Below are 21,110 nucleotides of genomic sequence, written 5' to 3'. Positions count from 1 at the left end.
TCGATTGCCAGTACCGATGTATGGCGTGTTCGTGATGTGGCGCGAACCCGGGGCGCGCACCTGGGTGCCAGCATAGCCCCCGAGCCTTGGCCTCGCGACGCCGCGACACCCAGGCTCGGCGAACTCACCGGCGCCCTGAGGCGCGACACGCCACGGCGTCAGCGGATGAAGAGCCGGACGATGTTCATCAGGATCAGCACCACCAGCAGGGTGAGCGCGAACCCGAAATCGAGCGACAGCTGCCCGATGCGCAGCGGCGGGATGATCCGCCGGAAGAACCGGATCGGCGGATCGGTGACCGTGTAGACGGCCTCCGCGGCGACGAGGCCGAATCCCTTCGGACGCCACTCCCGGTTGAACAGGGGGATGTAGTCCAGGATGAGCCGCGCGAAGAGCACGAAGATGTACAGCAGCAGCACCAGGTGGACGATGCTGGCGAGGACCGAGACCAGCTGCACGGGTTAGGAGTGGTCGAAGCCCGCGGACTCGGCGTCCGCGTGCGCGATTCCCCCGTGCCCGGACACCGCGATGTTCTCCGGCGAGAGCAGGAACACCTTGGAGGTGACGCGCTCGATACGGCCGTACAGGCCGAGGGAGAGACCGCTCGCGAAGTCGATGAGGCGACGCGCGTCGGCGTCGCTCATCTGGGAGAGGTTGATGATGACCGGGACGCCCTCGCGGAAGTTCTCCGCGATGAGCTGCGCGTCGCGGTACTGCTTCGGGTGGACGGTGAGGATCTCGTTCACGGCTCCTGCTGCGGGCTGACGGACGGCGACGGGACGACGGAGGGGCGTGACGGGGGCCGGGGTCGGCTCCTCACGCTCGCGCTCGCGCTCACGGTGGGCGCGGGCGGGTGCCTGCGTCTCCTCCTCGTAGACCTCTTCCTCGTCGGCGAGGCCGAGATACACCATGGTCTTCTTCAGCGGGTTACCCATCGTGTCCTCCGGTTCGAACGTCTCGGGCTGGTCTTGTCACAGGTTAACCCCGGTCGGGGCGCGGTCCCGTGATTGCGGAACCGATGCGCAGGTGTGTCGCGCCGGCGGCGATGGCTTCGACGAAGTCGCCGGTCATACCGGCCGAGATCCACGTGGCCGTCGGCTCGATCGTGCGGATGCCGTCGGCGATGCCCCGGAGCCGCGCGAACGCGGAGGCGGGCTCCTCGTCCAGCGGCGCGACGGCCATGACGCCGCGCAGCCGCAGCGACGGCAGCGACAGCACGTGCTCGGCCAGAGCGGTCGCCGCGTCGGGTGCGACACCGCCGCGACCCGGGTCGTCGGTCAAATTGATCTGCACGAGCACGTCGACCACATCGTCGCCGTCGGCCGCTCGATGCAACGCGTCGGCGAAGCGGTCGCGGTCGACGGAGTGCACCACGTCGGCGCTGCGCCGGATGGCCCCCGCCTTGTTGGTCTGCCCCTGGCCGATGAAGTGCCACTGCAGGTCGAGGTCGGCGAGCTCCGTGGCCTTCGCGGTCAGCTCCTGCTGGCGGTTCTCCCCCACCGCCGAGACGCCGAGGGCGTGCAGCTCGCGCACGAGAGCCGCCGGGTGGAACTTCGTCACGACGATCCGGGTGATCTCCTCCGGTGCGCGACCGGCCGCGTGCGCGGCGTCGGCGATCCGTTCGTCGATCGCCGACAGCCGCGCCGCGAGCTCCGATGGCGCCGGAGCACCCATCGGAGCCGTCACTTCAGGAATTCGGGGATGTCGATGTCGTCGTCGGCGAATGCCGGCTCGATGCTGGTGGCCGGCGTGCGCTGCGGTGCCGGGGCCGACTCGGTGGCGGGCGTCTCCGCGGGCTTCTCGGCCTCGTCCGAGAGGGCGACCTCCGGCAGCGATGCGGTGGACGGCCGGGAGACGACCATCGGGTCCAGGCGCAGCGACGGCTCCCCGCCGTCGAAGCCCGCGGCGATGACCGTGACGCGCACCTCGTCGCCGAGCGTGTCGTCGATGACGGTACCGAAGATGATGTTCGCCTCCGGGTGCGCCGCCTCCTTCACCAGGTCCGCGGCGTCGTGGATCTCGAAGATACCCAGGTTCGAGCCACCCTGGATCGAGAGGAGCACGCCGTGCGCACCCTCGATCGAGGCTTCCAGCAGCGGAGACTCGACCGCGAGCTCGGCGGCCTTGATGGCCCGGTCGGCGCCGCGCGCCGACCCGATGCCCATGAGCGCGGATCCCGCACCCTGCATGACCGACTTGACGTCGGCGAAGTCGAGGTTGATCAGACCGGGGGTGGTGATGAGGTCCGTGATGCCCTGGACACCGGCGAGGAGCACCTGGTCGGCGGTCGCGAAGGCCTCGATCATCGAGATGCCGCGGTCGCTGATCTCCAGGAGGCGGTCGTTGGGCACCACGATGAGGGTGTCGACCTCTTCCTTGAGCTTGGCGACGCCGGCCTCCGCCTGGCTCTGGCGGCGGCGACCCTCGAACGAGAACGGCTTGGTGACGACACCGATCGTCAGGGCGCCGATCGACTTGGCGATGCGGGCGACGACGGGCGCGCCACCGGTTCCGGTGCCACCGCCCTCACCGGCGGTGACGAACACCATGTCGGCGCCGGTCAGCGCCTGCTCGATCTCCTCCGCGTGGTCTTCCGCAGCACGGCGACCGACCTCCGGGTCGGCACCCGCCCCGAGGCCGCGCGTGAGCTCGCGGCCGACGTCGAGCTTGACGTCGGCGTCGCTCATGAGCAGCGCCTGCGCATCGGTGTTCACGGCGATGAACTCGACTCCGCGGAGCCCGAGCTCGATCATGCGGTTGACGGCGTTGACGCCGCCACCGCCGACGCCGACGACCTTGATCACGGCGAGGTAGTTCTGGTTCTGGCTCATGGCCGGCCTCCGATTAGTCGAGCCTTGGATGGGAACCTTAAACCTCAACTAGAGGTGTAAAGTATTTCCCGGTATTGCGTTCTCTCAGATCGAAGGTAAGCGCCGCCCGGCCGCGCGCGCGCAGCGACACGGGCGTGTCGCCCCATTCCCGCCGAAAGCCGTCAGCCGACGACCGCGACGTCCGGCGAGGTCACATCGATCGACGACGCCTCGGGGTTCGCGGTGAGCGCCGCCGACAGCGCGAGCGCCTTCAGACCCGACTCCTCCGAACTCCCCCACACGACCGTGAGGCCGGTGCTGAGGGTGAGCGTCACATCGTCCGCGGTCGACGCCCTCACCTCCGTCAGCGCCGTGCGGATCCCCTCCGGCAGTGCACGCACCACCAGGCCGGCGCTGCGGAACGCGGCCGAATCCACCCCGCCCTCGGTCTCCACGAGCGGCTGACCCGCGGGCTGCTCCGCCGTCGTCGACAGCGCCACACCCGCCGCATCCACCAGCGTGTAGCCCGCCGACGACGAGATCACCCCGATGGGCGTCCGCTCGACGATGCGCACGGTCAGGTCGTGCGGAGGGCGCGCCTCCAGGGAGTACGTCTCGATCAGCGGGAACGCCAGGAGAGCGGCCTTCACCTCACTCGTGTCCACGAGCGCGAGGGGGGTGCCGACCTGGTCGCTCAGCGCCGCCTCGATCACGGCAGGATCGATCGTCGTCGCCCCCGCGACCGTGATCCGCTCGACCGCGAACAGCGGGCTGTATGCCGCCGCGACGCTCCCGCCCACCAGCAGCACGAGGGCACCCAGGCTGCTGAGCCAGACGATCCGGCGCCGACGTGACCGCTGCGTGAAGCGGCGGATCTCCGCGCGCAGCGCCTTGCGACGAGCGCGAGCCGCCCGCCACACCTCCCGCGTCGACGTGGGACGCTCCGCGTCGTCATCCTGCACGGCCTCGCCCGCAGGCTCATCGACGAGCGGGATCGGCGGCTCCGGATCACGGCGACGCGCACGCGCAGTCCGTTCCGGCGCGGCGGGCGCCTGCTCCGGGGCATCCGGAGCGCTCGGAAGCGGTGCGGGCCGGCGCATGCGCTACGCCCCGTCGGTCCGACGCAGCGACTCCAGCACCTGCGGGATGATCTGGTACACGTTGCCGCAGCCGAGCGTGACGACCACGTCGCCCGCGCGCGCGACCGAGGCCGTGTAGTCGGCGGCCTGCTGCCAGTCCGCCACGAAGTGCACGCGCGAGGGGTCGTGGAACGCACCGCTCACGAGTTCACCGGTGACACCGGGAACCGGATCCTCCCTGGCGCCGTAGACGTCGAGCATCACGGTGTGGTCGGCCAGCTGCTCGAGCACATCGGCGAACTCCTGATACATGTGCTGCGTGCGGGAGTACGTGTGCGGCTGCTGGATCGCGATCAGTCGGCCGTCGCCGGCGAGAGTGCGCATCGCCTCCAGCGCCGCCCTGACCTCGGTCGGGTGATGCGAGTAGTCGTCGTACACCGTGACGCCGCGCTCTTCCCCGTGGCGTTCGAGCCGACGCACGGTCCCCGCGAAGCCCTCCATCGCGTGCACCGCGTCGGCGAACGGAAAGCCGAGCGCGACGAGCACCGCGACGGCACCGGTCGCATTGATCGCGTTGTGGGCCCCAGGGACGGCGAGCTGCATGCGCACCTGCTCCCCCGCGTACACCAGAGTCGCCGCGACCGGTCCGTCCGTGACGATGTCGGTCAGGCGCACATCCGCGTCCTCCGCCTCACCGAACGTGAGCACGTGGGGGTGGGACAGCCCCGCCCCGACCCGCAGCGCACCGGGGTCGTCGCTGGAGATCACGACGGCTTCCGAGGCCGCGTCGGCGAACCGCACGAACGCGTCGTGGAACGCTTCGTCCGACCCGTAGTGGTCCAGGTGATCGGGGTCGACGTTCGTGATGAGCGCGACCGCGGTGTCGTACAGCAGGAACGTGCCGTCCGACTCGTCGGCCTCGATCACGAACAGGTCACCGCTCCCGGTGGCGCTGGACACTCCGAGCTGCTCGATCACGCCGCCGTTGACGAAGTGCGGTTCCGCCCCGAGCTCGCGCAGCGCGGTCACGATCATCCCGGTCGAGGTGGTCTTGCCGTGGGCCCCCGCGACCGACACCAGACGTCGCGATCCGATCAGCCAGTGCAGCGCCTGCGAGCGGTGGATGACGTGGAGACCGCGATCCTTCGCCGTCACGAACTCCGGGTTCTCCGGCCAGATGGCACCGGTGTGCACCACGGTGTCGGCGTCGCCCAGGTGCGCGGCGTCGTGACCGACGTGCACGGTCGCGCCCGCGGCGGCCAGGGCACGCAGGTTGTCGCTGTCGGCGCGGTCGCTTCCGGACACCCGGATGCCGGCGTCGAGGAACATCTTGGCGAGCCCGCTCATGCCGGAGCCGCCGATGCCGATGAAGTGCGCGGAGGTGATCGTCTCGGGAAGGGGGAGGGAGAGGTCGGGTCTGATCATGTCCGCTTCAGTCTACTTTTCGTTCCGGTCGGGACGCCGGAGTCACGCCGCACCGAGGGCACGGTCGATCAGCTGGATCATGTTCTCCGTACCGTTCCTGGTACCGACGTTCTCCGCGGCCGCCGCCATGCGCGCGATGCGCTCCGGATCGCCGAGCAGGGGCACGACGAGCCGCCGCACCGCGTCGCCGTCGAAGGTGGCGTCGTTGAGCAGCTCGGCTGCTCCCGCTGCCACCGCCGAGCCGGCGTTGAGCCGCTGCTCGCCGTTGCCCACCGAGTACGGGACGTAGAGCGCGGGGATGCCCAGAGCACTGACCTCGCTCACGGTGGCCGAACCCGACCGCGACACGATCAGATCGGCCAGCGCGAACGCGAGGTCCATGCGGTCCACGTAGCGGCGCATCGTATAGCCAGGCACGCGGGGATCCTCGAGGTCGCTGCGCTCCCCCGTCACGTGCAGCAGCTGCCACCCGGCGTCGAGGATGTCGCGCCAGGAATCGGCGATCGCGTCGTTCAGCCGCTGGGCTCCGAGGGAACCGCCGAACACGAGCAGGACGGGTCGTGCGGGGTCGAGGCCGAAGTGCTCCGCCGCCTCGGCACGCGTCGCGGCACGGTCGAGCGCGATCACCTCACGTCGCAGCGGCATGCCGACGACCTCGCCACGGCGAAGCGGTGTGCCCTCGAACGCGACGCCCACCCCTGCGGCAGCCCGGGCGCCGAGCACATTCGCGAGACCCGGCTTGGCGTTCGCCTCGTGCACCACGAACGGCACCCGTTCGCGGCGCGCCGCCACGTACGCGGGAGCCGAGGCGTACCCGCCGAAGCCGACCACCACGTCGATGCGGTGACGGCGGATGTGCTGACGCACCTGAGCGATCGCACGACGGAAGCGACCGGGAAACGCCGCTGCCTGCGCGTTCGGACGCCGCGGGAACGGCACCTTGTCGACGATCAGCAGCTCGTACCCGCGCTCCGGCACCAGCCGCGACTCCAGGCCTTCGGCCGTCCCGAGCACCAGGACTGTGGCCTCGGGGTCACGCTCGCGCAACGCATCGGCGACCGCGAGCAGCGGGTTGACATGGCCGGCGGTGCCACCGCCGGCGAGAAGATACGAGGTCACCGAGCGACCCTACCCCGCGCACCTGACTGCTTCTCCGAGACGGGGATCGTCCGGGCGAAGGCGAGCAGCACACCGCAGGCCACGAGCACCGCGAACAGCGCCGTCCCGCCCTGCGACATGAACGGCAGCGGCACGCCCATCACGGGGAAGACACCGATCACCACACCGATGTTCAGCACCGCCTGGCCCACGATCCACACCGTGATGCCGCCCGCGGCGACCCGGATGAAGGGGTCCGGCGTCTTGCGGATGATGTGGAACGCGCCGACCGTGAAGAACGTGAACAGCGCCAGCACCACGATGCAGCCGATCAGGCCGAGCTCCTCGCCGACGATCGCGAAGATGAAGTCGTTGCCCGCGGCGGGCAGCCAGCCGTACTTCTCCTGCGAGTTGCCCAGGCCGAGCCCGAAGATGCCGCCAGAGGCCATGCCCCAGATGCCGTGGATCGACTGATAGCAGTCGGTGTAGTAGAGCGCCATGTCGTCGCACGTCGCGGTGATGCGCCGCATCCGATCCTCGCTGGACAGTGCGTACGCGAGCACCGCGACCACGCCGAGGATCATCGGGATGATGAAGAGCCGGAGTTTGACGCCCGAGAAGAACAGACAGCCGAGCAGGATCAGGACCATCACCATCGCGGTGCCCAGGTCCTTGCCCGCCAGCACGGTCCCGATCGCGAGAGCGCCCACCGGCACGACCGGGATGAACACGTGGTGCCAGGTGCCCAGCATGGTCTGCTTGCGCAGCAGCACCGCGGCGATCCACAGGGCCAGCGCGAGCTTGAGGAACTCGGACGGCTGCATCTGGAACCCGGCGATCTGGATCCAGTTCCGGTTGCCGCCGTCCGCGATGCCCAGAGGCGTGAACACCAGCAGCTGCAGGGCGACCGCCCCGAACAGCGCGGGCCAGGCCATGCGCTTCAGGAAGGCGATCGGCAGACGGCTGATGAGGAACATCAGCGGGATGCCCAGCAGGGCGAAGACGCCCTGGCGCAGCACGCCGTCCATCGGGTTCTGGTCGTTCGCGACGGCGGTCGCGCTGGTGGCCGACAGCACCATCACCAGGCCGAAGATCGTGAGGAGCAGCGCGGTCGACGCGATCAGGAGGAACTCGGTCGACACCGGCGTGAACCGGCGCCCCAGAGACACCCGGGCCGCGAGGCCGCCCGACTCAGAGCGCGGAGGGCGAGCCACCTGCGTCATCGGCGCTCCCCCGCTCGATCCACTCACGTACCGCCTCGGCGAAGCGGCGGCCACGTTCCGCATAGCCGGAGAACTGGTCGAAGGACGCCGCGGCCGGGGCCAACAGCACGGTGCCCCCGTCTTCGACGATCCCCGCGGCGATCTCCACCACGCGGTTCATGACCTGTCCAGTGTCGCCAGCGTCGACCTCGAACACCGGCACCGCCGGCGCGTGTCGCCCGAATGCCGCCACGACATCGCCGCGCTCCACACCGATCACGACCGCCGCGCGGGCGGACGCCCCGGCATCGGCCACGAGCTCGGAGATGTCCACACCCTTCAGATCACCGCCAACGACCCACACCGCTCCGGGGTACGCCCGCAGCGAGGAGGCTGCCGCGTGCGGGTTCGTCGCCTTGGAGTCGTCGACCCAGGTGATGCCGGCGTGGCGCGCGACCACCTGGATGCGGTGAGCGTCGAGGTGGAAGCCCTGCAGGGCCGAGTGGATCGCCTCCGGCTCGACGCCGAGCGACCGGGCGAGTGCGCTTGCGGCGAGGATGTTCTGCACGATGTGCGGCGCCGAGAGTCCAGCGGACTCGAGCTCGGCGACGGTGGTGAGCTCGAGGGCGCTGCGGGCGCGGTCATCGAGGAACGCCCGGTCGACGAGCAGCCCCTCCACCACGCCGAGGTCGCTCGGGCCGGGGATGCCCAGGTCGAAGCCGATCGCGCGGGCGCCGTCGACGACCTCGGCCTCCTCGACCATGCGGCGCGTGGCCACGTCGGCCTTGTTGTAGACGCAGGCCACGCGCGTGTTGCGATACACCAGGGCCTTCGCGTCGCGGTAGGCCTCCGCGCTGCCGTGCCACACGAGGTGATCGTCGGCGAGGTTCAGACACACGGCGGAGTACGGGAACAGCTCCCCCTCCGGCTGCGACAGCCCGAGGTACCAGAGCTGATGACTCGACAGCTCCACCACGAGCACGTCGAAGCCGGCCGGGTCGCGCACCGCGTCGAGCACGGGCACCCCGATGTTGCCGCATGGGGCCGCACGCAGGCCGCCCTCGACCAGCAGCGTCGCGGTGAGCTGCGTGGTCGTGGTCTTGCCGTTGGTGCCGGTGATGAGCACCCAGTCGGCCGGAGTCCCGTCGGCGCGGAGCACCTTGTCCCGCACCCGCCACGCGAGCTCGACGTCCCCCCAGAGCGCGATGCCGGCGTCCTGCGCCCAGCGGATCACGGGGTGCGACGGCGAGAAGCCCGGCGACGCGATCACCACCTCCGGCTCGAACGCGCGCAGGGCCTCCGGCACCTCGGCGAGCGACCCCAGCTCGAGGGTCGCGCCGATCACGGGCAGCAGGCGCGCGTACTCCTCGTCCGCCGACTCGCTGAGCACGAGCACGTCGGCGCCCAGTTCCGCCAGGGTGTCCGCGACCGAGAAGCCGGTCATCGACAGTCCGAGCACGGCGACGCGCAGCCCCGACCAGTCCGCGTTCCAGCTGGTCAGTCCGGCCAGACGCTCAGCCGACACGGGTCAGCCACTCCACGTAGAACAGTCCGATCGCCGAGACCGCGAGCAGGCCGGCGATGATCCACATGCGCACGACGATCGTGACCTCCGACCAGCCGCGCATCTCGAGGTGGTGGTGGAACGGGCTCATGAGGAACAGCCGCTTGCCGCGCGTGACCTTGAAGTACGCCCGCTGCAGGATGACCGAGCCGGACGAGAGGACGAAGACGCCCGCGATCACGAGGAGCAGCAGCTCGGTGCGCGTCAGGATCGCCATTGCGGTCACGACGCCGCCGATCGCCATCGAGCCCACGTCGCCCATGAACACCTTCGCCTTCGGGGCGTTCCACCACAGGAAGCCGATGAGGCTCGCGGCGAACGAGGCCGAGATGATCGCCAGGTTGAAGGGGTCGCGCACCTCGTAGCATCCGCCGAGCGCGCCGGGGTCGCCGCCGATGCAGGGCTGCTTGAACTGCCAGAACGCGATCACGCTGTAGGCGCCGACGACGAGCACGCCGGCACCGGCCGCGAGCCCGTCGAGGCCGTCGGTGAGGTTGACGCTGTTGGACGTGGCCACGCCGATGATCGCGATCCACGCCAGGTACAGGATCCAGCCGAGGACCACACCGAAGGCGAAGAGGTTGAGCCAGGTGATGTCGCGGAACAGCGAGATCGAGGCGCTCGCGGGCGTCTGACCCCAGCGGTTCGGGAAGTTCAACGCCACGATGCCGAACGGGATGACGACCAGGAGCTGGCCGATCACCTTCCGCCACCCGGAGAGGCCGAGGCTGCGCTGGCTGCGCACCTTCATGTAGTCGTCGATGAAGCCCACCGCGCCGAAGCCCACCATGAGCCAGATCACCAGGATCGCCGACAGCGCGGGCGTCTCCCCGCTCACCAGGACGCCCGTGAAGTAGCCGACGATGGAGCCGAGGATGAAGATCACGCCGCCCATGGTCGGGGTCCCGCGCTTGGCCTCGTGGCTGGGGTTGTGCACGGACTCGGGGGTGCGGATGACCTGCCCCCAGCCCCACTTCCGGAAGAGCCGGAGGAAGACGGGGGTCAGGAACAGGGTGAAGGCGAGCGAGATCGCCGCCGCCATGATGAGTGACCTCACGAGAACAATTCTCCCAGACGATCGCCGAGATGCCGCAGGCCCACGGAGTTGGATGACTTCACCAGCACGCGGTCGCCGTCGCGCAGCTCGGTGCGCAGGTACTCGAACGCCGCATCCTGGTCGGGCAGATGCACGGCCTCGCTGTCCCAGGAGCCTTCGCCGACCGCGGCCAGGTAGAGGCGGCGCGCCTCAGGGCCCACCACCACGATGCGGCGGATGTTGAGACGCACCGCGAGCAGGCCGATGCGGTCGTGCTCCTCGCCCGCGCTGTCGCCCAGCTCGCTCATGGCCCCCAGGACGGCGACCGTGCGCTCGTCCGGGCCGGTGATCTGCGCGAGCGTGCGCAGAGCGGCGGCCATCGAGTCGGGGCTCGCGTTGTAGGCGTCGTTGATGATGCGCACGCGATCGTTGCCCATCGGCTGCATGCGCCATCGCTCGGCGATCTCGACGGTCTCCAGGCGGGCGATCGCGTCGGCCGGAGCCACGCCGAGCTGCACGGCCGCGGTGAGGGCGGCCAGCGCGTTGGTCACGTGGTGAGCGCCGAGCACGCGGAGCCGCAGCGGGCGGCGCTCCCCCGCGACCTCGATCGTGCAGGTCGTCCCGGAGGCGGACACGACGATGTCGTGGGCGCGAACCTCGGCCGCGTCGGACTGACCGAAGCCGACGACGCGGAGGCCGCGGTGCTCGGCGAGCTCGCGCATCGCCCACACCCGGGGGTCGTCCGCGTTGAGCACGGCGGTGCCCGGAACCCGCGCCGCCGACACGAGCTCGGACTTCGCCTTGGCCGTGGCCTCGATGCCGCCGAAGCCGCCCGCGTGCGCGAGCCCCACCATGAGCACGACGACGAGGTCGGGTTCGACGAGTCCGGCGAGGCGGGCGATGCTCCCTGGGCCGGCCGCCCCGAACTCGCTCACGAGGTACCGGGTGTCGTGGGTCACGCGGAGCATCGTGACGGGGGCACCGACCTCGTTGTTGAAGGAGTTGATCGGGGCGACGGTCTCCCCCTCGTCGGCGAGGATGCGTGCGAGGAAGTTCTTGGTCGTGGTCTTGCCGTTGGACCCGGTGATGCCGACGATACGCAGCCCCCCACCCGCGCGCACGCGGCCCACGACCTCGCGCGCCAGCTCGCCGAGGGCGACCACGGCGTTGGAGACGACGATCTGGCTGACGGGCACGTCGACCGGATGCTCCACGATCGCGAGCACGGCCCCGGCCTCGACCGCCGCACCGACGAAACGGTGTCCATCGGTCTCCGCGCCGGGCTTCGCCACGAAGATCGATCCCGGCCGCATGGTGCGCGAGTCGGTGTCGACCAGGCCGTCGACGACGGTCTCGGGGGTGTGCTCTCCGGCCACACGCAGATCACCGCCGACAGCGGCGGTGATCTCAGCGAGCGTCAGGGCGATCATGTCATCTCCATGCGCGGCTCTCGCCGACTATCCGAACTTGGGGAGGAGCGCGTCCATCGGGACAGAGGACGGCATCACGCGATAGGTCTTCATCACCTGCGTCATCGCCTTCTGGAAGGCGGATGCGGTGGCCGCGGACGATACAACCTTAGTCGGCTCGTCGAGAGTGACCACGACGACGTACTGCGGATCGTCGACCGGAGCGAAGCCCACCATGCTCGTGTAGTACACGCCGGCCTTGTATCCGCCGTTGCCGTCGGAGACCTGTGCGGTACCCGTCTTGCTCGTCACGCGGTAGCCGGGAACCTGGATGCGATCGGCGTTGCCGCCCTGGACCGCGACGTTCTCGAGCATGCGGGTGAGGTCGGCCGCGGTCTGCGGTGCGACGATCTGCTCGTGCTCGGGCTTCTTCACCTCGGAGACCGTGCCGTCCGCACCGGTGCAGGACTCGACCAGCGACAGGTCGATCTTCTCGCCGCCGTTCGCGATCGCCTGGTATGCGCCGGCGAGCTGCGGCGCGGTGACCGTGAAGTACTGGCCGAACGTGGTCGTGTACAGCGACTGGCTGTCCCAGTCGGAGACGGGGTGCAGCAGGCCGGACACCTCGGACGGGAAGTCGAGCGTCTTCTGGCCGACGCCGAACCGCTGCAGGTAGTCGTAGCGCACTTCGGGCGACACCATGGTGCCGAACTTGGACAGTGCGACGTTCGACGAGTCGATCAGGCCGCCCGCGAGCGTGTAGTTGTAGGCCGGGTGCGAGAAGGCGTCGTTGATGACGGCACCGTTCGGGAACGTCTCGCGCGACGAGGCGGTCACCGTGCTCAGGGGCGTGAGACCCGCGCCCTCGATCGCGGCCGCGGCGGTGATCGCCTTGAACGTGGATCCCGGCTCGAAGTCTCGGTGGAAGATCTGGCTGTAGCGCGTCTCGGGCGTGGAGGAGTCGAGGTCGTTGGGGTCCATCGCCGGCCACTCGGCCGCAGCGCGGATCTTGCCCGTCGCCACCTCGACGACCGTCACGGTGCCGCCCTTCGCGCCCTGCTTCTGCGCCTCCTCGCCGATCATCTGCTGGAGGTACCACTGCAGGTCGCTGTTGATCGTGAGCTGCACGGTGCCGCCGTCCACGGCGTCGACGACCTTCTCGCTGCCCGGGATGACGACGCCGTCCTTGCCCTTGCGGTACGTCTCCTCACCGTCGACCGGCGCGAGGCACGTCTCCTCGAGCTGCTCGACGCCGGCCTTCGCCTCCCCCGTGTTGTCGAGGAAGCCGAGGATGTTCCCGGCGACCGCACCGTTCGGGTAGACCCGCGTCTCCCGCGGCTTGAGCGACAGGTAGGAGCCGATGCCGAGGTCGCGCAGAGCGATGTACTGCTCGGTGTTCAGGCCCTTCTTGAGCGGCGCGTACTGGCTGTTCGGGTTCTCGGCGAGGGCGTTGGAGACCAGCGCCCGCACCTCCTCGCCGGTCTGACCGGTGATCGCGGCGATCTTGTCCGAGGCCTCGGCCCACGGCAGCTTCGGGTTCTTCTCCTCGACGAGCATGATCACCTGCGGGCTCAGCTGGGCGTCGTAGACCATGACGCTCGATGCGAGCACGGTGCCCCCGGAGTCGACGATCGAGCCGCGCTGGCCGGGGATGGCGGAACCCGCCCCGATGTGCTCGAGCGACTGCGAGACGTGCTCATCGGCGCTCACGACCTGGATGTCGACGAGGCGGACGACGAACGCCACCAGGACCGAGAGGATGACCGCCAGAGCGACGACAGTGCGTCGCCGCGGTCCGCGCGTGGCTCGTGTCGTCATGGGATCTCTCCGTGGTCGTTGCGATCAGTGGGTGGTGGGGCTGGGCAGGCCGTCGGTGATGGCCGGCGGAAGATCCTGCGCGGGCGGCGCGACGCCGTCCTCGCCCTGCGCGGTCTGCTCCGCGGGCGGTGCGTTCTCGGTGATCAGCACGTTCCCGACGGCCGCCGCGCCGTTCGGGTCGACGGTCGAGGTCCAGTCGGCTCCCGACCCCGTGCCGAAGACCGCGCCGTCGCTGAGCCGGAGGTACGAGGGGGAACCGGCGACGACCATCCCGAGGGCGGCCGCGCTGCTGGCGAGCACCTGCGGCGAGCTCAGACCGGTGAGCTCCTCCTGCAGGGCGTGCGTGTGCAGATCCAGCTCCCGCTGCTGGGACGACAGGCCCGCGAGGGTGAACGAGTCCTGCGTGATCGCGAGGGACAATCCGACCTGCGCCGCGCCGATGGCGAGGGCGCCGGCCAGGGCCACGAGCGCATAGGCCAGCTTCGGCTTGCGGCGGACCGCGGGGGTGGTAACCGGCTGCAGTCGCCGCTTCGGTGCGCGCTGCGGCGCCTCGGAGGGCAGCGGACGGGCCGCCGTGCGTACTGCGTTCATGCTCATGCGCTCTCCCGCACCTTCTCAGCGGCGCGCAGGCGCACCGGGATCGCCCGCGGGTTGCGGGCGCGCTCTTCGTCGTCGGCGAGCTCCGCGCCCTTGGTCAGGATGCGGAAGCGGGGGGCGTGCTCCGGGAGCTCGACGGGCAGCCCCGCCGGGGCCGTGGACGCCGACGCGGCCGCGAACGCCTGCTTGACCAGGCGGTCTTCCAGCGACTGGTACGACATCACGACGATGCGCCCGCCGACGGCGAGGGCGTCCATCGCGGCCGGGATCGCGTCGGCGAGCACGTTCAGCTCCGCGTTGACCTCGATGCGCAGCGCCTGGAACACCCGCTTGGCGGGGTGTCCAGCGCGCTGGGCGGCCGCGGGCGTGGCGGCGACGAGGATGTCGACGAGTTCGCCCGACCGCAGGATCGGCTGCTTCTGCCGTGCCTCGATGATGAATCGGGCGTAGCGGCCCGCGAGCTTCTCCTCGCCGTAGCGCTCGAAGATGCGCCGCAGGTTGCCCTCGCTGTAGGTGGCGATGACGTCGGCGGCGGTGACGCCCTTCGTCTGGTCCATCCGCATGTCCAGCGGAGCATCCTTGGCGTACGCGAAACCGCGCTCGGCCTCGTCGAGTTGCAGCGAGGAGACCCCGAGGTCGAACAGGATGCCCGCGGCGCCCTGAGCGTGCAGGCCGATCTCGTCGTAGACGGCGTGCACCAGGGTGAGGCGATCGCGGAACCGGGCGAGCCGCTCCCCCGCGATCCGCAGCGCGTCGGTGTCGCGGTCGAGCCCGATCAGACGGATGCCGGGGAACCGCTCCAGCAGCGCCTCGGAGTGGCCGCCCATTCCGAGGGTCGCGTCGACCAGGACGGCGCCGTCCTCCTGCAGGGCGGGCGCGAGCAGCTCGACGCAGCGGTCGAGCAGGACGGGGGTGTGGATGTCGCGGAGGCTCATGATCTCTCTCGGGTCCGACCTTCGGCTCTGATTCCCCTCCGCTTCGCGACCCGGCACCGGGGAAGTGTGTCGGGGCGGGAGCGGCGGGGCATCACAGCCGTGGTCAGAACAGTCCCGGAATCACCTCCTGCTCCAGTTCGGCGTAGGACTCCTCACCAGCGGCGAGGTAGGCGTTCCAGCTCTCGGCGTCCCAGATCTCGGCGTGAGCACCGACTCCGGTCACGATGAGCTCCTTCTGAAGACCGGCGTACTGACGCAGGTGGGCGGGGATGGTGATGCGGTTCTGGCTGTCGGGCATCTCCGCGCTTGCTCCGGAGAGGAACAGGCGCATGAAGTCTCGTGCCTGCTTGTTCGCGAGCGGCGCCTGACGGATCCGCTCGTGCATCGCCTCGAACTCGGCCGTGCTGAAGACGTAGAGGCAGCGCTCCTGACCGCGGGTGACGACGATGCCGCCGCCCAGGTCCTCGCGGAACTTCGCGGGAAGGATGACCCGTCCCTTGTCGTCCAGCTTCGGTGAGTGCGTGCCCAGCAGCATCGGCCTTCACCCCCTCTCCGTCCGGCCAACTCGAGGTGCGCCCCACTTTACTCCACTTTGCTCCACTTTCCTATGACGAATGCCCGTAGATTCTGCCCGAAGGGCTCCGGGCGCGCCAGAGAACCGCGTGATTACGCGATGGAGCGGGGTGGAGCGTCAGTGGAGGGCCGTGGAGGCCCAGTGGAGGAAAGAGTCCACACACGGAAAAAGCCCGGATGCAGAGCATCCGGGCTTCTCAGAGAAGGTGGGGCGGGTCACCGTCCGTCTTGGCGGCGATCCCAGCGATCGTTCATGCGATCCATGAAGGAGGAGGAGTCCTGTCGCTTCGCGGTCGAACGCTGACGCGGCTCGGCCGGCGCCGAGCGACGCACGGGGGTGACCGCGAGCATGACGCCGGCAAGCATGGCCGCGAATCCGATGACCCCGACCACCACACCCCAGACATCGCCGAGGATGACACCGACGACGAGACCGCCGACGCCCGCGAGCAGCAGGAGCGCCCCGTAGACGAGGTTGCGATAGCTGAGTGCGCGGTCACCGGACGGCGCGCTCACCACATCGGCGTCATTGTGAAGGAGATGGCGTTCCATCTCGTCGAGCAGACGTTGCTCCTGTTCGGAGAGTGGCATCTCGTCCCCCTCGGGTATGGTGCACTCCAGTCTACGCTCGACGGGCGTCCGGGGCCAGCGTCAGGCCCCTCCCTTCCTTTACGTATGCTGGGAGTCGTGCCGTCAGCCTCTCCCGTCCCCGACGCCGTCGCCGCCCGACTGGACGGCTTCCTCGCACGCATGCGGGAGGAGTCATCGACCTACGGGCCGGATGCGGGCGCGTTCCTCGACATGGCGGCGAGCACGCTAGCGGGCGGCAAGCGACTGCGCGCGCGCTTCTGTCATGCCGGGTGGCGTGCCGTCGCCCGTTTCCACGAGCGCACGGCCACCGAGGACGACCGCCTGTGGGATCTGTGCGCGGCCCTCGAGATCTTCCAATCCGCCGCCCTCGTGCACGACGACCTGATCGACAATTCCGACACCAGGCGCGGTCGCCCCGCGGCCCATCGCGCCCTCGAGGCGTCGCACCGCGGCGCCCGCTGGAGCGGAGACGCGGAGGCTTTCGGTCGCGCGGCGGCCGTTCTGCTCGGCGACCTCCTGGTGGCGTGGAGCGACGACCTGCTCGAAGCCGCCCTCGACGGCCATCCGCACGCGAGCGCCGTGCGCGCGGAGTACGCCCGCATGCGACGCGATGTGACCACGGGCCAGTTCCTGGACATCGCAGAGGAGTCCGCCTGGAGCGTCAACCCGGCGGAGGAGCACGCGGAACGCGCGTTGCGCATCGCCTCGCTCAAGTCGGCCAGGTACAGCATCGAGCAGCCGCTCGTCCTCGGTGCCGCCTTCGCCGGCGCAGACCACGAGCAGCTCGCAGCGCTGCGGCGCTTCGGTCACCCGGTCGGGATGGCGTTCCAACTCCGAGACGACGTGCTGGGCGTCTTCGGCGACAGCACCGTGACGGGCAAGCCCACCGGCGACGATCTGCGAGAGGGCAAGCGGACGGTTCTGGTCGCGCTGACCCGCGAGGCGCTCGACGCGCCCGCACGCACCATCCTCGATGAGCTGCTCGGCGACCCGGCCCTGAGTGCGCAGCAGGTGGCCGCTCTGCAGTCGACCATCGCGGACTCCGGCGCGCTCGCACGGGTGGAGGACATGATCTCCGCCTACGCCCGCGAGGCGGACAGGGCGCTGACCGGAGCGCCGCTCGACAACGCCGCCGTGGGCGAGCTCCGCGACCTCGGGCGAGCCGCGACAGTGCGCTCTGCCTGAAGCCCGCTCAGGCCAGGGTGCGCGCGAGTCGGCGGACCTCGCTCTTGTGGCCGGCGAGCAGCGACGCGATGGGCGAACGGCCGAGGCTCTCCTCCTCCGCCAGAAGCCAGTCGATGAGCTCGTCATCGCTGAAGCCCGCATCCTGCAGCACGATGACCGTGCCGCGCAGCGAACTCAGCGGGTGCCCGTCGACGATGAACACGGACGGCACGGCGAAGACACCGGTACGACGCGATCCGACCAGGTGATGGTCGTCGATCAGTCGGCGCACGCGTCCCAGCGGCTCACCGAGGACCTCGACGAGGTCGGGCAGCGTCAACCACTCGACGGGGGCGGCTTCGGGTGAGGCGGCAACGTTCTCAGACACGATGCCCACTATCTCACCTCGGCGTCCCTGACGCATTTCAGCACTCGCGTCACACTGTTCACATGTGTCACTTCTGTTGACATCTCTATACATCCGTGTCAGCGTGAAGTGCTCGAAAAGGGGGCCCGTCGTGAACCTTCAGACCGCTGCTCGCCGCGCTCGAACCCTGCAGCTGGGGCTGCCCGCCGCGATCGCCGGCGCTCTCGCCGCAACGCTGACAGCCGCGCCGGCCGTCGCCGTGACCGACGCCTCGGTCGCGCCGCTCGAACGGCAGCGCACCGCTCCCCCGCGCGGCGTGCCCGCCCAGGTGGCGCCGGCGACCTATGTCGTCCAGCCGGGCGACACCGTGGCGGCGATCGCCGGTCGCTTCGGGCTGCGCACGGTCGATGTCCTGACCTGGAACAGCCTGTCCTGGCGCTCCGTGATCTACCCGGGGCAGACGCTCGTGCTCCATCCTGCCGCCGCTCCGGCGCCTGCTCCGGCACCGGCGCCCGCACCGGCCGCCACCACCGTGCACGCCGTCGTCGCGGGAGACACGGTCTACGCCATCGCGCAGCGCTACGGCACGAGCGTCGATGCGGTCCTGTCCGCGAACGGGCTCACCCGCGCCTCGATCATCTACCCGGGGCAGAGCCTCGCCATCGGCGCGCCCGCGGCTGCGCCCGCCGCGGCACCCGCTCCCGCTCCGGCTCCGGCTTCGGCGCCCGCTCCCGCGGCGACGACGCACACGGTCGCTGCCGGTGACACGCTGTACGGGATCGCCCAGTCCTACGGCACCACGACGCAGGCTCTCTTCGCACTGAACGGTCTCGGGCCGTCGTCGATCATCTACCCCGGGCAGAAGATCGCCGTGCAGGCGGCCGCCGCTCCTGCGCCGGCCACAGCCCCGGCGGCCGCTCCCGCACCGGGAGGTCAGCTCAGCGCCGCTCTCACCGCGGAGCAGGCCGGCACCGCCGCCCTCATCATCCGCATCGGTCGCGAGCTCGGCGTGTCCGATCGCGCCATCGCGACGGCGCTCGCGACCGGCATGGTCGAGTCCGGGCTGCGCAACCTGGACTGGGGCGATCGGGATTCGCTCGGCATCTTCCAGCAGCGCCCGAGCACCGGGTGGGGCACGCCGGAGCAGATCATGGACGCCGACCGCAGCACCCGCGTGTTCTATGGCGGCCCGAGCGATCCGAACGGCACGGTCACCCGAGGCCTGCTCGACATCCCCGGGTGGGAGAGCCTGTCGTTCACCGCGGCAGCGCAGGCCGTGCAGATCTCCGCCTACCCCGACAAGTACGGGCAGTGGGAGACTCAGGCCTACGCCTGGCTCGCGCTGTACGGCTGAGATGTCCGGGGAATACGGGGTCCAGGGGTGAGGCGCTCCCGGGGCTTTCAGGCAATCCTCCCTAGAATTCTGACGTGACGACCAATCAGCAGGCCGACCCCCTCATCGGGCGGCTCGTCGACGGTCGGTACCGAGTCCGAGCTCGAATCGCGCGCGGCGGGATGGCCACGGTATACGTCGCCACGGACCTCCGCCTCGAACGCCGCATCGCCCTCAAGGTCATGCACGCGCACCTCAGCGACGACTCCGCGTTCCAGAGCCGCTTCATCCAGGAGGCGCGCGCCGCGGCACGACTGGCCGATCCGCACGTCGTGAACGTCTTCGACCAGGGCCAGGACGGCGAGCTCGCCTACCTGGTGATGGAGTACCTGCCCGGCATCACCCTGCGCGAACTCCTCCGGGAGCAGAAACGCCTCACGGTCGCGCAGACCATCACGATCATGGACGCCGTGCTCGCCGGGCTCTCCGCGGCGCACCGTGCCGGGATCGTGCACCGCGACGTGAAGCCCGAGAACGTGCTGCTCGCCGAGGACGGCCGCATCAAGATCGGCGACTTCGGACTGGCCCGCGCGACGACCGCGAACACCGCGACCGGACAGCAGCTCCTCGGCACCATCGCCTACCTCGCGCCGGAGCTCGTCACCCGCGGAACGGCCGACGCACGCAGCGACATCTATGCGCTCGGCATCATGCTGTACGAGATGCTCGTGGGCGAGCAGCCCTACAAGGGCGAGCAGCCGATGCAGATCGCGTTCCAGCACGCCACGGAGTCGGTGCCGCGCCCCAGCGTGCGCAATCCCGCCGTTCCCGAGCAGCTGGACGAGCTCGTGCTGTGGGCGACCGAGAAGTCACCGGACGAGCGACCGGACGATGCGCAGCAGATGCTCGAGCGCCTTCGCGACATCGAGCGCGAGCTCGGCATCTCCCCCGCGGTGACCAGGGCGACCGTTCCCCCGCAGAGCGCCGCCGACTCGGGCGACCTGACCAAGGTGATGCCGGGCACGATGGTGATCCCCGACGCTGTCGCGCCCACCGCCGGCACGGTCGACAACGCCACGATCCTGCGGCGCCGTGCGTCCAAGCGCCGCGCCCGCGGAGCCTTCCTCCTGTCCCTCGTGCTGCTGCTGGCCGTGCTCGCCGGCGGCGTCGGCTGGTGGTTCGGCTCCGGCCCCGGCTCGCTCATCGCCGTACCCGCCGTCGCGGGTCAGACGTACGACCAGGCCGCCGCCGAGCTCACCGATGCCGGATTCGTGCCGACGCAGCGCGATGAGTTCTCGGTCGATGTCGACAAGGGCACCGTGATCGAGACCGATCCGGGCGAGGGCTCACGCCTCGACAAGGGGGCGACGGTCGCGGTCGTCGTCTCCGCCGGACCCGCGTCGCACGACATCGCCGCCGTGGCCGGGGTGCCTGCCGACGAGGTGCGCGCGGCCCTGGAGGGGGCGAACCTGGAGATCACCGACGACGAGGAGTACTTCACCGACGTCGCCGACGGCTCGGTCATCAACGTGCGCATCACCCCCCGCGCGGGTGGCGACGCCTACGGCTGCGACGAGGGCTGCACGGTCTTCGAGAAGGACACCGCCACCATCCAGATCTCGCGCGGCCCCGTGCCGGATGTGAGCGACATGACCGTGAGCCAGGCGACCGACGCCCTCACCAGCAAGGGCCTCAAGGTCAACGCCGAGAGCCAGTACCAGCCCAGCGACACGATCGGGAAGGACCGCGTCATCGGTATCGCCGAGCGCGGCGAGGAGGGGTCCTGGCGTCCGGGCGAGACCGTGCAGCTCATCGTCTCCCAGGGTCCGCCGCTCTTCGACGTCCCCGACGTGTCCGGGCTCTCCCGCGACGAGGCGACGAAGGCACTGCGTGACGCCGGCTTCAAGTGGGTGTACACGAGCGGCACCGGTCTCCCGGACTCGGTGTGGGATCTGCTGGCCAATCAGAACACGCGCGTCGAGTCGTACAGTCCGACGGACCCGCAGCGGAAGGGCGCGACGATCACGCTCACGATGGGCTTCGCCGGCTGAGTCGGCGCATGACGAAGGGGCCGGAACGATGTTCCGGCCCCTTCGTCATGCAGTGTCC

Annotated in this window: 20 protein-coding genes; 3 read left to right on the top strand and 17 right to left on the bottom strand. The window is 70.1% G+C overall.

Annotated elements, in window-relative coordinates; all coding sequences use genetic code 11:
• Positions 1-158 precede the first annotated feature (158 nt).
• The 16 genes from DW297_RS08525 to DW297_RS08450 form a co-directional block, all read right to left on the bottom strand.
• The gene (locus DW297_RS08525) at positions 159-458 is read right to left on the bottom strand and encodes a YggT family protein (protein WP_136031333.1); all 300 of its coding nucleotides are present in this window, start codon (positions 456-458) and stop codon (positions 159-161) included.
• A 3-nt stretch (positions 459-461) separates the two neighbouring features.
• The gene (locus DW297_RS08520; RefSeq protein ID WP_136031331.1) at positions 462-935 is read right to left on the bottom strand and encodes a cell division protein SepF; all 474 of its coding nucleotides are present in this window, start codon (positions 933-935) and stop codon (positions 462-464) included.
• A 43-nt stretch (positions 936-978) separates the two neighbouring features.
• Entirely contained in the window at positions 979-1,674 is a 696-nt protein-coding gene (locus DW297_RS08515) for a YggS family pyridoxal phosphate-dependent enzyme (protein ID WP_136031377.1), read from the bottom strand.
• A gap of 8 nt (positions 1,675-1,682) precedes the next feature.
• Entirely contained in the window at positions 1,683-2,831 is a 1,149-nt protein-coding gene (gene ftsZ, locus DW297_RS08510) for a cell division protein FtsZ (protein ID WP_136031329.1), read from the bottom strand.
• Positions 2,832-2,992: 161 nt separating this feature from the next.
• Complete coding sequence (locus tag DW297_RS08505; protein ID WP_136031326.1) at positions 2,993-3,910, bottom strand: FtsQ-type POTRA domain-containing protein; 918 nt, start codon at positions 3,908-3,910, stop codon at positions 2,993-2,995.
• A gap of 3 nt (positions 3,911-3,913) precedes the next feature.
• Positions 3,914-5,314: a UDP-N-acetylmuramate--L-alanine ligase gene (gene murC / locus DW297_RS08500; RefSeq protein ID WP_136031324.1), complete on the bottom strand. Its 1,401-nt coding sequence runs from the start codon at positions 5,312-5,314 to the stop codon at positions 3,914-3,916.
• Positions 5,315-5,356: 42 nt separating this feature from the next.
• Positions 5,357-6,433 (bottom strand): UDP-N-acetylglucosamine--N-acetylmuramyl-(pentapeptide) pyrophosphoryl-undecaprenol N-acetylglucosamine transferase, encoded by a 1,077-nt coding sequence (locus DW297_RS08495; protein ID WP_136031322.1) that lies wholly within the window; start codon positions 6,431-6,433, stop codon positions 5,357-5,359.
• Positions 6,430-7,635 carry a putative lipid II flippase FtsW gene (ftsW, locus tag DW297_RS08490; RefSeq protein WP_136031320.1) on the bottom strand — a complete coding sequence of 402 codons (1,206 nt, stop codon included), beginning with the start codon at positions 7,633-7,635 and terminating at the stop codon, positions 6,430-6,432. The genes DW297_RS08495 and ftsW overlap by 4 nt, the downstream gene beginning before the upstream one ends.
• Entirely contained in the window at positions 7,604-9,139 is a 1,536-nt protein-coding gene (gene murD / locus DW297_RS08485; protein WP_136031318.1) for a UDP-N-acetylmuramoyl-L-alanine--D-glutamate ligase, read from the bottom strand. The genes ftsW and murD overlap by 32 nt, the downstream gene beginning before the upstream one ends.
• A complete protein-coding gene (gene mraY, locus DW297_RS08480; protein ID WP_136031316.1) occupies positions 9,129-10,235 on the bottom strand; it encodes a phospho-N-acetylmuramoyl-pentapeptide-transferase in 1,107 nt (368 codons plus the stop codon). The genes murD and mraY overlap by 11 nt, the downstream gene beginning before the upstream one ends.
• Positions 10,232-11,644, bottom strand: a complete 1,413-nt coding sequence (locus DW297_RS08475) for a UDP-N-acetylmuramoyl-tripeptide--D-alanyl-D-alanine ligase (protein ID WP_136031314.1) — start codon at positions 11,642-11,644, stop codon at positions 10,232-10,234. Before DW297_RS08475 ends, mraY begins: the two co-directional genes overlap by 4 nt.
• Positions 11,645-11,671: 27 nt before the next feature.
• Positions 11,672-13,441 (bottom strand): peptidoglycan D,D-transpeptidase FtsI family protein, encoded by a 1,770-nt coding sequence (locus DW297_RS08470; RefSeq protein ID WP_136031312.1) that lies wholly within the window; start codon positions 13,439-13,441, stop codon positions 11,672-11,674.
• 24 nt (positions 13,442-13,465) lie between these two features.
• Positions 13,466-14,038: a hypothetical protein gene (locus tag DW297_RS08465; RefSeq protein WP_136031310.1), complete on the bottom strand. Its 573-nt coding sequence runs from the start codon at positions 14,036-14,038 to the stop codon at positions 13,466-13,468.
• Complete coding sequence (gene rsmH / locus DW297_RS08460; RefSeq protein WP_136031308.1) at positions 14,035-14,973, bottom strand: 16S rRNA (cytosine(1402)-N(4))-methyltransferase RsmH; 939 nt, start codon at positions 14,971-14,973, stop codon at positions 14,035-14,037. Before rsmH ends, DW297_RS08465 begins: the two co-directional genes overlap by 4 nt.
• Positions 14,974-15,076: 103 nt before the next feature.
• On the bottom strand, positions 15,077-15,508 hold the full coding sequence (mraZ, locus tag DW297_RS08455; RefSeq protein ID WP_136031306.1) for a division/cell wall cluster transcriptional repressor MraZ: 432 nt from the start codon (positions 15,506-15,508) through the stop codon (positions 15,077-15,079).
• Between the two features lie 254 nt (positions 15,509-15,762).
• On the bottom strand, positions 15,763-16,137 hold the full coding sequence (locus tag DW297_RS08450; RefSeq protein WP_136031304.1) for a DUF3040 domain-containing protein: 375 nt from the start codon (positions 16,135-16,137) through the stop codon (positions 15,763-15,765).
• Positions 16,138-16,233: 96 nt separating this feature from the next.
• Here DW297_RS08450 and DW297_RS08445 point away from each other — a divergent pair, with 96 nt between their 5' ends.
• Positions 16,234-17,322 (top strand): polyprenyl synthetase family protein, encoded by a 1,089-nt coding sequence (locus DW297_RS08445; protein ID WP_240744562.1) that lies wholly within the window; start codon positions 16,234-16,236, stop codon positions 17,320-17,322.
• A gap of 7 nt (positions 17,323-17,329) precedes the next feature.
• On the opposite strand, the gene DW297_RS08440 is transcribed toward DW297_RS08445, so the two are convergent.
• Positions 17,330-17,698, bottom strand: a complete 369-nt coding sequence (locus tag DW297_RS08440) for an Rv2175c family DNA-binding protein (RefSeq protein WP_205812765.1) — start codon at positions 17,696-17,698, stop codon at positions 17,330-17,332.
• Positions 17,699-17,819: 121 nt separating this feature from the next.
• Between DW297_RS08440 and DW297_RS08435 the strand changes: the two genes are divergently transcribed.
• Positions 17,820-19,022, top strand: coding sequence for a LysM peptidoglycan-binding domain-containing protein (locus DW297_RS08435; RefSeq protein WP_136031298.1), 1,203 nt, complete (start codon positions 17,820-17,822; stop codon positions 19,020-19,022).
• A gap of 74 nt (positions 19,023-19,096) precedes the next feature.
• A complete protein-coding gene (gene pknB, locus DW297_RS08430) occupies positions 19,097-21,052 on the top strand; it encodes a Stk1 family PASTA domain-containing Ser/Thr kinase (RefSeq protein ID WP_136031296.1) in 1,956 nt (651 codons plus the stop codon).
• The last annotated feature ends 58 nt before the right edge of the window (positions 21,053-21,110 follow it).

This window comes from Microbacterium sp. PF5, assembly GCF_004794315.1.
GTDB classification, from domain to species: domain Bacteria; phylum Actinomycetota; class Actinomycetes; order Actinomycetales; family Microbacteriaceae; genus Microbacterium; species Microbacterium sufflavum.
The sequence above is the reverse complement of the archived record's forward strand: the minus strand, read 5'-3'. Positions and strand labels throughout refer to the sequence as shown.